General features: G+C 62.9%; 12 protein-coding genes. 11 read left to right on the top strand and 1 reads right to left on the bottom strand.

The genetic code is table 11. The annotated features are described in order from the left end of the window. Positions 1–100: 100 nt before the first annotated feature. From QRN63_RS16105 to QRN63_RS16070, 8 genes are read left to right on the top strand one after another with little or no spacing between them, the layout of a single operon-like run. Entirely contained in the window at positions 101–871 is a 771-nt protein-coding gene (locus QRN63_RS16105; RefSeq protein ID WP_285031651.1) for an MlaE family ABC transporter permease, read from the top strand. Beyond that, the gene (locus QRN63_RS16100; protein ID WP_285031649.1) at positions 868–1,728 is read left to right on the top strand and encodes an ABC transporter permease; all 861 of its coding nucleotides are present in this window, start codon (positions 868–870) and stop codon (positions 1,726–1,728) included. The genes QRN63_RS16105 and QRN63_RS16100 overlap by 4 nt, the downstream gene beginning before the upstream one ends. Before the next feature lie 8 nt (positions 1,729–1,736). After that, a complete protein-coding gene (locus tag QRN63_RS16095; RefSeq protein WP_285031648.1) occupies positions 1,737–2,924 on the top strand; it encodes an MCE family protein in 1,188 nt (395 codons plus the stop codon). Continuing rightward, positions 2,921–3,943 carry an MCE family protein gene (locus tag QRN63_RS16090; RefSeq protein ID WP_285031647.1) on the top strand — a complete coding sequence of 341 codons (1,023 nt, stop codon included), beginning with the start codon at positions 2,921–2,923 and terminating at the stop codon, positions 3,941–3,943. The genes QRN63_RS16095 and QRN63_RS16090 overlap by 4 nt, the downstream gene beginning before the upstream one ends. Next, positions 3,943–5,025, top strand: coding sequence for an MCE family protein (locus QRN63_RS16085; RefSeq protein WP_285031646.1), 1,083 nt, complete (start codon positions 3,943–3,945; stop codon positions 5,023–5,025). Before QRN63_RS16090 ends, QRN63_RS16085 begins: the two co-directional genes overlap by 1 nt. Then, entirely contained in the window at positions 5,022–6,488 is a 1,467-nt protein-coding gene (locus QRN63_RS16080) for an MCE family protein (protein WP_285031645.1), read from the top strand. Before QRN63_RS16085 ends, QRN63_RS16080 begins: the two co-directional genes overlap by 4 nt. Next, the gene (locus tag QRN63_RS16075; RefSeq protein ID WP_285031644.1) at positions 6,485–7,708 is read left to right on the top strand and encodes an MCE family protein; all 1,224 of its coding nucleotides are present in this window, start codon (positions 6,485–6,487) and stop codon (positions 7,706–7,708) included. The genes QRN63_RS16080 and QRN63_RS16075 overlap by 4 nt, the downstream gene beginning before the upstream one ends. Continuing rightward, positions 7,708–9,264, top strand: a complete 1,557-nt coding sequence (locus QRN63_RS16070) for an MCE family protein (protein ID WP_285031642.1) — start codon at positions 7,708–7,710, stop codon at positions 9,262–9,264. The genes QRN63_RS16075 and QRN63_RS16070 overlap by 1 nt, the downstream gene beginning before the upstream one ends. Before the next feature lie 66 nt (positions 9,265–9,330). On the opposite strand, the gene QRN63_RS16065 is transcribed toward QRN63_RS16070, so the two are convergent. After that, positions 9,331–9,843 (bottom strand): Rv2253/PknI dimerization domain-containing protein, encoded by a 513-nt coding sequence (locus QRN63_RS16065; protein WP_285031640.1) that lies wholly within the window; start codon positions 9,841–9,843, stop codon positions 9,331–9,333. A 321-nt stretch (positions 9,844–10,164) separates the two neighbouring features. Between QRN63_RS16065 and QRN63_RS16060 the strand changes: the two genes are divergently transcribed. The 3 genes from QRN63_RS16060 (at position 10,165) to QRN63_RS16050 (ending at position 12,046) form a co-directional block, all read left to right on the top strand. Continuing rightward, on the top strand, positions 10,165–10,593 hold the full coding sequence (locus QRN63_RS16060) for an Rv2576c family protein (RefSeq protein ID WP_285031639.1): 429 nt from the start codon (positions 10,165–10,167) through the stop codon (positions 10,591–10,593). Between the two features lie 161 nt (positions 10,594–10,754). Continuing rightward, positions 10,755–11,441, top strand: coding sequence for an Rv1363c family protein (locus QRN63_RS16055; protein ID WP_285031638.1), 687 nt, complete (start codon positions 10,755–10,757; stop codon positions 11,439–11,441). Further along, positions 11,438–12,046 (top strand): twin-arginine translocation pathway signal, encoded by a 609-nt coding sequence (locus QRN63_RS16050; RefSeq protein WP_285031636.1) that lies wholly within the window; start codon positions 11,438–11,440, stop codon positions 12,044–12,046. Before QRN63_RS16055 ends, QRN63_RS16050 begins: the two co-directional genes overlap by 4 nt. The last annotated feature ends 17 nt before the right edge of the window (positions 12,047–12,063 follow it).

The following is a 12,063-nucleotide window of genomic DNA, read 5'->3' as shown; positions in this document are numbered from 1 at the left end:
TCGGCATGGCGGCGCCGGAAGCGAGACTGCCACTGTTCCCCGGTGGACGTGTCCCGAGTCACATCGACTCGTGGGTCGTGTCCGAGAAACGGAGTACCTCATGCCGCAGCGGCCATTTGCCGGTCCGTTACAGGCCGTCGGCGGGTTGTTCGCGATGACAGTCGATGCAGCCAAGTTCGCGTTTCGTCGTCCGGTCCAGTGGCGCGAATTTCTTGACCAGTCATGGTTTGTCGCCCGTGTATCGCTGGCGCCTACCCTCCTGGTCGCAATCCCTTTCACCGTGCTGGTCTCGTTCACGTTGAACATCTTGTTACGTGAATTGGGTGCCGCCGATCTGTCGGGGGCGGGCGCTGCGTTCGGCGCGGTCACACAGGTCGGCCCCATGGTGACGGTGCTGATCGTGGCCGGCGCGGGAGCCACCGCGATGTGCGCCGACCTCGGATCGCGCACCATCCGGGAGGAGATCGACGCCATGGAGGTGCTCGGTATCAACCCGGTGCAGCGCCTCGTCACTCCTCGAATGCTGGCATCCGGACTTGTGGCGCTACTGCTCAACAGTCTCGTCGTCATCATCGGCATCCTCGGCGGATACCTGTTCTCAGTGTTCGTTCAGGATGTGAACCCCGGCGCATTCGCCGCGGGGATCACCCTGCTCACGGGCGTTCCCGAGGTCATCATTTCGTGTGTCAAGGCGGCGTTGTTCGGCCTGATCGCGGGCGTGGTCGCCTGCTACCGCGGACTCACCATCTCGACCGGCGGAGCCAAAGCAGTCGGTAATGCCGTCAACGAGACGGTCGTCTACGCCTTCATGTCCCTGTTCGTAGTCAACGTGGTGGTCACCGCCATCGGTATCCAGATGACTGCACGATGACGCAAACTACAGCTCCGCTTCGTTCCACATACCCGCGGCTAGCCCGCGCGGTGCGCTCTCCCGTCAGAATCATCGGCGACATCGGCGAACACATTCTGTTTTACGGTCGCGCACTGGCCGCGGTACCCTACGCCGCCGCTCATTACCGACGTGAAGTCGTTCGCCTGATAGCTGAAATCAGCATGGGTGCAGGAACATTGGCGATGATCGGTGGCACTGTCGTCATCGTCGGATTCTTGACGCTGGCCACCGGCGGGGTCTTGGCGATCCAAGGGTATAGCTCGCTGGGCAACATCGGCATCGAAGCATTGACTGGATTCTTGGCCGCATTCATCAACGTTCGTATCTCAGCACCGATCGTCGCCGGCATCGGCCTGGCGGCGACCTTCGGCGCCGGCGTCACCGCTCAGTTGGGGGCGATGAGGATCAACGAAGAGATCGACGCCCTGGAATCGATGGGTATCCGCTCCGTCGAATACCTGGTCAGCACCCGCATTGCGGCCGGAATGCTGGCCATCACCCCGCTGTACTCCATCGCGGTGATCCTGTCCTTCGTGGCGAGCCAGTTCACCACGGTCGTGTTGTTGGGACAATCCGGCGGCCTGTACGACCACTATTTCGACACATTCCTCAACCCCATCGATCTGCTCTGGTCGTTCCTGGAGGCCGTCCTGATGGCACTGGCCATCTTGTTGTTGCACACCTACTACGGGTTCTTTGCCAGCGGTGGTCCGGCCGGTGTCGGTGTGGCGGTCGGCAACGCCGTCCGCACATCGCTGATCGTGGTCGTGTCGATCACATTGCTGATCTCGCTGGCGATCTACGGGTCCAACGGCAACTTCAACCTTTCGGGCTAAGGCACCAAATGTCACGTGACTCAGTACGTTTCCTAACTGGCCTCGCCGCGATCGGCATGACCACTGTGATCGTCGTCGGCGCCGTCGTGCTGTTCCGCGGTGGCACGACCGACACCGCACCAGTGACGGTCCTGTCACCGCGGGTCGGCCTGATCATGAACCCTGATGCCAAGGTGAAACTGCACGGCGCGCAGGTAGGCAAGGTGGCATCGATCGATTCCCTGCCGGACGGGCGCGCCGCCATCCATCTGGCAATGGATCCTGGTTATCTGCCGCTGATACCCACCAACACAGGGGTGCGGATCGCATCCAGCACAGTGTTCGGCGCCAAGTACGTCGAACTGGTCCCGCCGACAGACGCGTCGGCCCAGCCGCTTCATGCCGGACAGATCCTCGACGCCAGCCACGTGACCGTTGAGATCAACACGGTATTCGAGCATTTGGTCTCAGTACTTGCCCAGGTCCAACCAGAGAAGCTCAACGAGACCCTCGGCGCAATGGCTCAGGCGCTCAACGGCCGCGGCAACGCCCTCGGTCAAACCATGGCTGACCTCGACGTCCTGCTAACCAAAATCGATCCCAGCCTTCATGCCCTGCGGCACGAAATTGCCGTGGCTCCAGAGGTTCTCACCGCGTACGCGGACGCCGCCCCCGACCTCATGGGCGCCGCGCGCAACGCAACCAGACTCAGCGACACCATCACAGACAGCCAACACGATCTCAATGCCGCGCTACTGAGCGCCATCGGCCTGGCCGACGTCGGCAACGACGTCGTCGGCGCCAACGGCGACGCACTCACCAACGCCATGCACCTACTGGTCCCCACCACCGACCTGACCAACCAATACAACCCAGCGATCACCTGTGCGCTCAAGGGCATTGAGCCACTGGCGATGGGTCCCCCGCAGCCGTTGCCCGGGATCATGCTGCTGGACTCATTCCTGCTGGGTACCGAACGCTACCGCTACCCGGGCAACCTGCCCAAGGTCGCCGCCTCAGGCGGACCTCAGTGCATGGGTCTTCCCAATGTGGGGTTCCAGCAACGGCCACCGTTTGTGGTTGCCGACACCAACGCCAACCCAGCACAATACGGAAATCAAGGAATCTTGTTGAACTCCGACGCACTCAAACAGGCGCTGTTTGGCCCCATCGATGGCCCTCCGCGCAACACCGCACAGGTGGGGCAACCCGGATGACACGGACCGCGTTGAAGTTCGGTGCATTCGGCGTAACGATGCTGCTGCTCACCGGAGCGCTGTTCGCGATCCTCGGACAGTATCGAACCGGGTCCACAAACAGCTACTCAGCCGTATTCACCGACGCATCAAGCCTGAAAGTAGGCGATTCGGTCCGAGTGGCGGGCATTCGCGTCGGCACAGTCAATGACATCGACCTGCGATCTGACAACACGGTAGTCGTCGGCTTCGATTCCGACCGCAACATTGTGCTGACGACCGGCACCAAAGTCGTTGTGCGCTATCTCGATCTGGTCGGCAACCGATATCTGGAAATACTGGACGGGCCGGGATCGACAAAAATCCAGCCGCCGGGATCTCAGATTCCAGCCAACCGCACCGAGCCGGCGTTGGATCTCGATCTCCTTCTCGGCGGACTCAAACCGGTCATCCAAGGACTCAACGCACAGAATGTCAACGCGCTGACCAACTCCCTGATTCAAATCCTGCAGGGCCAAGGTGGAACCATGGAATCGCTGCTTTCCCAGACGAATTCATTCACCACAGCCCTGGCTGACAACGGCCAGGCCGTCCAACAGATGATCGACAACCTCAAGACCGTCACTGCCACGGTCGCCAAGGACGGCGACAAATTCTCCGGCGCTGTCACCCGTCTGCAACAACTGATCACCGGCCTGTCCGAACAACGAGATCCGATCGGCGACGCGATCAGTGCCCTGGACAAGGGCACCGCATCCCTGTCTGATCTGATGACGCAGGCCCGCCCGCCTCTGACCGGAACGGTGAACCAGCTCAGCCGCATGGCCACCTTGCTGGACAACGACAACGACAAATCGCGCATCGATCTCGCGTTGCAAAAGGCACCTGCCAACTACCGCAAACTGGTGCGCCTGGGCGCTTACGGCAGCTTCATCAACCAGTATCTATGCGGCATGAACGTCCGGGTGACCGATCTTCAGGGTCGCACCGCGTACTTCCCGTGGATCATGCAGAACACCGGACGCTGTGGGGAACCCTGATGCTCAAATACCGTGGATCGCAACTTCTCCGTACCGGACTGATCGGTTTGGTACTGGTCATACTCGTCGTCGCCGTCGGACTGCAGCCGCAAAAGCTGTGGTCGTGGGCCACCTCGATCAAGTATCACGCGCTGTTCACCGAAGCCGGCGGCCTTGCCCCGGGCAATGACGTCAAGATCTCCGGCGTCACCAAAGGGAAGGTCACCGAGGTCACCCTCGATCACGGCAAGGCCCTGGTGACGTTCAGCCTCGACGGGACGGTCCGGCTGGGTTCAGAAACCTCTGCCCATATCAGGACCGGCACCGTCCTCGGCGCACGGATGCTCACCGTGGAACCTGCCGGGTCCGGCACTCTCCACGCCGCCGACACCATTCCCCTCGCTCGGACCGGCTCGCCATATTCGCTGACCGACGCGACCAGTGACTTCACCGCCAACACGGCCGACACCGATACCGCAGCTTTGACACAGTCGCTGGACACGCTGTCAGACACCATCGACCGCACGGCCCCACAGTTGGGACCGACGTTTGACGGACTGACCCGCCTGTCACAAACGCTCAACAGCCGCAACGAATCCCTGAGCGCTCTGCTGAAGGACGCGGCCGACGTGACCGGCATTCTGTCGCAGCGCAGCCAGCAGGTGAACACGCTGCTGCTCGATGCCAACGCGCTGACCGGGGTCCTCGATCGCCGCCGCTACGCGATAGTCAATCTGCTGGCCAACACCTCAGCCCTGGCACAGCAACTGTCCGGCCTTGTACACGACAACGAAAAAGTTCTGGCGCCGACGCTCCAGAAGATGAACTCCGTGACCGCAATCCTGGAAAAGAACCGGGACAATATCGCCAAAGCCCTTGCAGGACTGGCGAAATACCAGGTTACCCAGGGCGAAGCGGTGAACAACGGCTGGTACTACAACGCCTTCATCGGCAACCTGCTCCCCTCACAGACTCTGCAGCCGTTCCTCGACTACGCCTTCGGATTCCGCCGCGGTACCAACGCGGGCCAACCCCCTGACAACGCCGGCCCCCGCGCAGAATTCCCCTGGCCCCACAACGGCATTCCGGGAGGTACCCGATGATCAACCGCCACCGCAAACCGCTGACTCGCATCGCCCTGGCTCTGCTGGTGACCGTGATGATCATCGGAACTTCAGTCCTGGTGCGGCAGCGCGTCTTCGGTCCCACCACGGTCACCGCGTACTTCACCTCGGCCACCGCGATCTACCCAGGCGACGAGGTCCGCGTCGCCGGCGTCAAAGTCGGAACCATCACCAGGATCGAACCCGCCGGCGGTCAGGCACGATTGACCCTCGCCATCGATCATGGAGTACCGATCCGCGCCGACGCCAAGGCGATCATCATGGCGCAGAACCTCGTTGCCGCGCGGTACGTGCAGTTGGCACCGGCGTATGAGGACGCCGGACCAAGAATGGCAGACGGCGCGCAGATCGGCGTCGAACGTACGGCGGTGCCGGTGGAATGGGATCAGGTCAAAGACCAACTCATGCGGTTGGCCACCGATCTGGGACCAGTCAACGGCACTTCGGCGTCTGCACTCAGCCGCTTCATCGACAGCGCGGCGGCCGCCATGGATGGCAACGGCGACAAGTTGCATCAAGCGATCCGCCAACTGTCGGGCATCGGAGGGATCCTGGCCCGAGGTAGCGGCAACATCGTCGAGATCATCAAGAACCTGCAGATATTCGTCACGGCTCTGCGCGACAGCAGCACCCAGATCGTTGAATTTCAACACAGACTGGCCAGCGTGACCAGCATCGTCGACGGCGCCAGGTCCGATCTGGACGCCGCGTTGACGAATCTGGCTTCAGCGGTGGGCGAAGTCCGACGGTTCGTCGACGGCTCGCGCGATCAGACCGTCGAACAGATACAACGATTGACCAACGTCACCCAGAACCTCGTCGACAACAAACTCAAGCTCGAGAATGTCCTGCACGTGGCACCAAATGCCATCGGTAACGGCTACAACATCTACAACCCCGACAGCGGCACTGCCGTTGGTGCGTTCGCGATGTCGAACTTCGCCAACCCGGTAGCGGTGGTTTGCTCAGCGATCGCGGCGGTAAAGAACGCGACCGCAGCCGAATCGGCCAAGCTGTGCTCTCAATATCTCGGTCCGGCGCTGTCGCTGTTGAATTTCAACTACCTGCCCATGCCGATGAACCTCTACCTCAAGAAAGCCCCCAGCCCGGAGAACCTGGTGTACACCGATCCGAAACTCGCTCCGGGGGGATCCGGCGGTAGGGCCGACGCGCAAGCCGAAGCCCCGGCGGTGTCGGCTTACACCGGCGCCAACGACGTGGCGCCTCCGGCTGGATGGGGTGCGGCGCCAGGACCTCCAGGCGCGTACGCGCCCAACGGATTACCGGCAGATCCGGCGCCCGCACTGTTTCCCGGCGCGCCGATCCCGCCCGGGGCACCGGCCGCCCCGGTTCCATCCCACACTCCCACCGTGCAGGACTTGCTCCTGCCCGCCGAAGCTGCCCCGGCGCCTGCTGCCCCGGCCCCCGGAGGTACACCGTGATCGCGAAACGGTCCATCACCCGCCTGACGGCGATCTGCGCGTGCGCACTGGTATCCGTCACCGGCTGTACATTTCACGGACTGAACTCCCTGCCACTGCCCGGAACCGTAGGTCGTGGCCCCAATGCCACGACCTACCATGTGGAGCTGGCCAATGTCGGTACGCTGGAAGCCAATTCGCCGGTCATGATCGGCGACGTCATCGTGGGCAGTGTGTCTCGGATGGGCGTGCGGAACATGCACGCCGACGTGGAGGTATCGGTCAAACCCGATGCGGTGGTCGCCTCGAATGCCGTCGCGGCCGTCGGGCAAACCAGTCTGCTCGGGTCCATGCACCTCGCTCTGGACCCGCCCGTAGGCCAGCCACCGACCGGGCGCCTCGCGCCGGGCGCCACGTTGGAGTTGAACCGCACATCGACGTACCCCTCCACTGAGCAGACATTGTCGTCACTGTCGGTCCTCGTCAACGGCGGCGGGCTGGGCAAGATCGGTGAACTCGTCACCGAGTTCAACAGCGCACTCAACGGCCGGCAAGGCCAGATCCGCGATCTGCTCAGTCGCCTCAACAACTTCGTCGGCACGTTCGCCGACCAGCGCGACGACATCAATGCATCGATTACCGCGCTGACCCGACTGTCAGGAACGATGGCCGGACAGAACGACGTGATCACCCAAGCGCTGCAACGGATCCCGCCGGCACTAGATGTCTTGGTCAAGGAACGGCCCAACATCACCACGGCGCTGCAGAAGTTCGGGCTGTTCAGTGACACTGCCACCAAGGTCATCAACGCGACCCAGGCTGACCTGGTGACCAACTTGCGCAACCTTGAACCCACCCTGCGGGCCCTGGCTGATGTCGGTCCGAACCTGGGCACCGTGCTGGCGTTCGCCCCGACGTATCCATATCCACAGAACTTCATCGACCGAGGGATACGCGGCGACTACCTGAACGAATTCATCACCTTCGACTTCACGATCCCTCGACTCAAACGCGGCCTGCTCCTCGGCACCCGCTGGGGACAGGAAGGCGCCCCCCTGGTCCCGGCGCCCGGTGATCCCTGGTTCGCCAACTACACCAAGGACCCGTTGGGCACATTGCTCACGGCTCCGCCGAAAGCGGTTGCCACGATGCCACCACTTGTCGATGCCAAGGCCGAACCGCCGCAGCCGGCGCAGTCCGCGGCGACCGACCCCGCAATCTCGAAGGGAGGCACCAACTGATGCTCACCCGATTCGTTCGCATTCAACTGGGTATCTTCGCTGCCGCCTCAGTCATCGGCTTGTCTGTGATGCTCGTCGCGTACCTGCAGGCACCAACGTTGTTGGGCATCGGGCGAATGACCGTGACGATCAACCTCCCGGGTACCGGAGGGTTGTATCGCTTCTCCAACGTCACCTACCGCGGCGTGCAGATCGGCAAGGTCACTGATGTACAGCCCACCCGCGAAGGCGCCGTAGCCACTCTGTCGCTGAACACCACGTCGAAGATTCCCGCTGACCTACACGCCGCGGTCCGTAGCGTGTCCGCAGTCGGTGAACAGTACGTCGACCTGCAACCGCGCAACGACGCCGGACCGTATCTGCACGACGGATCGATCATCGCAGCAGCGAATACTTCGATACCCCAGGCCGTAGGGCCGATGCTTGATCAGGTCAGCTCGCTGATCAGCAGCATCCCGAAGGACAAGATCAGTCCGCTGCTCGACGAAGCGTTCAAGGCGTTCAACGGAACTGGATATGATGTCGGGTCATTGTTGGATTCCTCGTCGAAGCTGATCCGGGATGCCAACGGCGTCAGCGATCAGTCCCGGACCCTCATCGAAGACAGCGGACCGCTGCTCGATGGACAGGCTCAATCCGTCGACGCCATTCGGACCTGGGCACGCAGCGTGGCCGGAATCAGCCAACAGCTGGTCCACGACGATCCTCAGGTGAGAACTCTCCTCAAGGAGGGGTCGGGAGCGGCTGACGCAGGCACCCGTCTGTTCAACCAAGTCAAGCCCACCCTGCCCGTGTTCTTGGCCAATCTGGCGAGCCTTGGGCAGGTGGCGGTGACCTATCACCCGTCGATCGAGCAACTCTTGGTGCTCCTGCCACCAGTGGTGGCATCGACGCAGTCCTACGGCGCGCCCAAGAACAACCCGACCGGAATGTCGTTGGGCGACTTCACCCTGAACATCGGTGACCCGCCGGCCTGCACGGTCGGATTCCTACCTCCTTCGGCCTGGCGATCGCCGGAGGACACCAGTGACACTGACACTCCCGATGGGCTGTACTGCAAGTTGCCGCAGGATTCACCGATCGGCGTCCGCGGGGCCCGCAACTATCCGTGTATGGGCAACCCGGGCAAGCGTGCTCCCACCGTCGAAATCTGCGACAGTGACAAGCCTTTCGAGCCATTGGCGATGCGCCAACATCCCCTCGGTCCGTACCCGATCGATCCGAACCTACTCGCCCAGGGGATCGCGCCGGACTCCCGCGTCGATCACGACAAGACGATCTACGGTCCGCTCGAGGGCACGCCGATGCCGCCGGCGGCCGGTCAGCCATCTGCCCCCGATTCGGCGCCGAATACCCCACCAAGTCCGGGTACCAACGCACCATCAGTAGCTCCGAGCGCGTTCGGCTCCCACGTACCGACAGGGCCGTCGGTCGCCATCGCCACCTATGATCCGAGCACCGGCCGCTACGTAACCCCGGACGGAAAGGTGTACCGCCAAACCGATTTGGCGCCGCACACCGATCGCCGAACGTGGAAAGACCTGTTTACCGCCTGAGCCGGACACGCTGAGGGGCCGGCCCGATCCACGGATGGGCCGGCCCCTCGGCGGTCGCCGACGCGTTCAGTTGCTCTTGACCAACTTGAAGGGCATCGTGATGAACAGGACCTTGCTGGTTCCGCACGAGCCGCTGCGGCCGGTGGTCGAGTCCTCCCCCAGCAAGGTCGTCGACGTCGGATCCGTAGCGGTGCCGTCAGCTGTCGCGGGATAGAACCGGAACACCTGCAGGCCCGGGCCTGCGGAGCCATCTGGGCAGGGCTGCCAGTTGTCCACGGTCTTCTTGACATACCAGACACCGGCTTTCATGTAGATGGGAGCCGTCCATCCCCAGTCGGTGGCGACGGTCCCGGCGCATTCAGTCGGGTAGCTGCACCTGGTCGCGATGGTCCAGACGCCGCGGATACTCGCCTCGTCGTGGTAGATATCGTTGGTCTTGGCCCATTCGCCATTGGACGTTGCGACATAGGTGCCGTTGAGACCCCAGTCGTTGGATGCGGTGGCAACAGGGCCGTCCGGCCCACTCAGCAGCGAGATGGTCAGAGCCACTACTGCAGCCGACGACGTTGAGATCCTCATGACCAGCTCCTTGTACACCGAACACAGCGAACACGCACCGGTCCGCACGGGAACACGCAACCAAAGATGCTGCCGCGCAGTCGGGACACCCACTACTGTCCCGAGCACGCGGCGTCGTGTGACAGACAAAATCCCGCCAGGCGGGCATTGCAGCCACCCGGGGCCGGCGGCGTGCCACAGTGAAAAGGGCGCAATTTCATCCGGCAACGAGATCGGAAAATCTGTCGCCGCAACGCTCGTCCGGTGAATGCCGTCGCGCTGAACACACGCGCCGAGGTGCTCGCTCGATCACCGGTCCACCGCTACTGAAGGGCGCCCGCGATGCGAATCCACCGTGTACGACAGGCGATGGGCGCAGTCCTGGCAATCGCCATCGGTACAACGGCAACGCCGCCGGCACGTGCGGACGACGACTCCCTACCGCACCGTGTGACCTATAGCGTTACCGCCGACCTACCTACCGCCGCGGGTATCTACTACCGAGACGTCCAACCGCCCACTTGGGCCGAATACAGCCATGACCCTTACCAATTCAGTCCGCGCGACGACGTTCAGCTCCAACCGGGAAAATCCTGGCTCCGCGAAGCCACACTGACCGATCCCGGGCAATGGGCGATGGTCACCGTTACCGCCGCCGGCCAGGCGCCACGACCCGGACAGGTTCTGCACTGCACGCTCGCGGTCGACGGGACGGTGGTCGCGCGCGCCGAAGGAGCGAACGGCGCGCTGTGCTCGCCGCGAAACTGGTGACTTATCAAGCGATCACGTGACAACGCTGACCGCTGGGCGGGAATTCAACACCACGCCGGCTCCGATCGCGCTAGCGTCGTAAATGTCATCGCCAGGCTGGACCAACAGGGAACCGGAGGTGGATCATGCGGTTACTCAACCGCTCCGAGCCCTCGACTCAGATGAACACCGCCGACTCGCTCGTCGAATGCGACCCTGCACAGGCGGACGACCCGTCATTGATCAGCCAGGCGGAAGCGGAGGCCGTGGCCGCGGAAGAACTCGCGGCCGCCGCCCGAGCTCGGGCGGAAAAACTTCGCGCAATGACCAACGAAGCCGACAGTTCGCCTGAAGGCGAGACGACCGCACGGCGGCGGCTACGTCGCCCTAAGCTATCGACGATGCTGGCGGTCTTCGCGGTACTGGTCAGTGCGGCGCTCCTGACGGCGGGCGGATACATGTTCAACTACCGCCGCCAGCTCGAGCATGAACAGCAGCGCCGCGCCGAGTTCGCCGCCTCAGCATCGCAAGCCGTTGTGACCTTGATGTCCATCGACGGCACCAAGGCCGAGGACAACATCCGGCAGATCATCGCCAATTCCACCGGACAGTTTCGAGACGATTTCCAAGCGGACGCAAAGGATTTCGCCCAGGTTGCGCGCGACTCCAAGGCATCGACGCAGGCAGCGGTCCGCAGCGCCGCCGTGGAATCGATGACCGCGGATTCGGCAGTTGTGCTCGTGACCGCCGCCACCACCGTGAGCAACTCGGCAGGGGCAAACCAACAGCCACGAAACTGGCGGCTCAGCGTCACCATGATCAAAGACGGCGCACAGCTGAAGATGTCGAAAGTCGAGTTTGTACCGTGACCACAAGCACCGCTGAGAACGTCGATAACCACCTGCCCTGCGACGACACCGATACTCCGGCCGACGGCCAGCGCGAAGGCGACACTTCGGGACCAAGCGGTGGTCGGCGACTGGCTCGTCTTCTCGCGCGTCGCTGGCGTCCCGTCGTCGTCACGAGCCTTGTCCTGGCGTCGGCCGGCACCGCGGCGACGCTGTACCTCGACGCGTATCGCGGTGACCGCGCAAGCACTGAGGCCGCGACAGAGGTCGCCAAAGCCGCGTCAGAGGGCGCCGTGGCGTTGTTGTCCTATGCACCTGCGAGTCTGGACAGCGACATTGCTTCCGCCCGTTCGCACCTCACCGGCGGTTTCTTGACGTATTACAGCCAGTTCGCCGACCAGTTCGTAGCCCCCGCAGCCAAGCAGAAGGACATTCACGCCGTCGCATCGGTGGTCCGTGCCGCCACAATCGACGCGCATGCCACTACCGCGCACGTGTTGATCTTCCTCAACCAGACCACGACCAGCCGCGAAAACCACGAACCTGCTCAGTCGGCCAGCAGCGTGAATGTGGGACTCACGAAAGTCGATGGCGTATGGCGTATTTCATCGTTTGATCCGATCTAGTCGCCCACGCACGGCCG

Source organism: Mycolicibacterium sp. lyk4-40-TYG-92, assembly GCF_030209435.1.
Classification (GTDB): Bacteria; Actinomycetota; Actinomycetes; order Mycobacteriales; family Mycobacteriaceae; genus Mycobacterium.
This window is presented reverse-complemented; position numbering and strand designations above follow the sequence as displayed.

What these genes read in the sequence shown, in the direction of transcription:
- QRN63_RS16105 (WP_285031651.1), top strand. Translation starts at nt 101, where the DNA reads ATGCCGCAGCGGCCATTTGCCGGTCCGTTACAGGCCGTCGGCGGGTTG.
- QRN63_RS16100 (WP_285031649.1), top strand. Translation starts at nt 868, where the DNA reads ATGACGCAAACTACAGCTCCGCTTCGTTCCACATACCCGCGGCTAGCC.
- QRN63_RS16095 (WP_285031648.1), top strand. Translation starts at nt 1,737, where the DNA reads ATGTCACGTGACTCAGTACGTTTCCTAACTGGCCTCGCCGCGATCGGC.
- QRN63_RS16090 (WP_285031647.1), top strand. Translation starts at nt 2,921, where the DNA reads ATGACACGGACCGCGTTGAAGTTCGGTGCATTCGGCGTAACGATGCTG.
- QRN63_RS16085 (WP_285031646.1), top strand. Translation starts at nt 3,943, where the DNA reads ATGCTCAAATACCGTGGATCGCAACTTCTCCGTACCGGACTGATCGGT.
- QRN63_RS16080 (WP_285031645.1), top strand. Translation starts at nt 5,022, where the DNA reads ATGATCAACCGCCACCGCAAACCGCTGACTCGCATCGCCCTGGCTCTG.
- QRN63_RS16070 (WP_285031642.1), top strand. Translation starts at nt 7,708, where the DNA reads ATGCTCACCCGATTCGTTCGCATTCAACTGGGTATCTTCGCTGCCGCC.
- QRN63_RS16065 (WP_285031640.1), bottom strand. Translation starts at nt 9,843, where the DNA reads ATGAGGATCTCAACGTCGTCGGCTGCAGTAGTGGCTCTGACCATCTCG.
- QRN63_RS16060 (WP_285031639.1), top strand. Translation starts at nt 10,165, where the DNA reads ATGCGAATCCACCGTGTACGACAGGCGATGGGCGCAGTCCTGGCAATC.
- QRN63_RS16055 (WP_285031638.1), top strand. Translation starts at nt 10,755, where the DNA reads ATGAACACCGCCGACTCGCTCGTCGAATGCGACCCTGCACAGGCGGAC.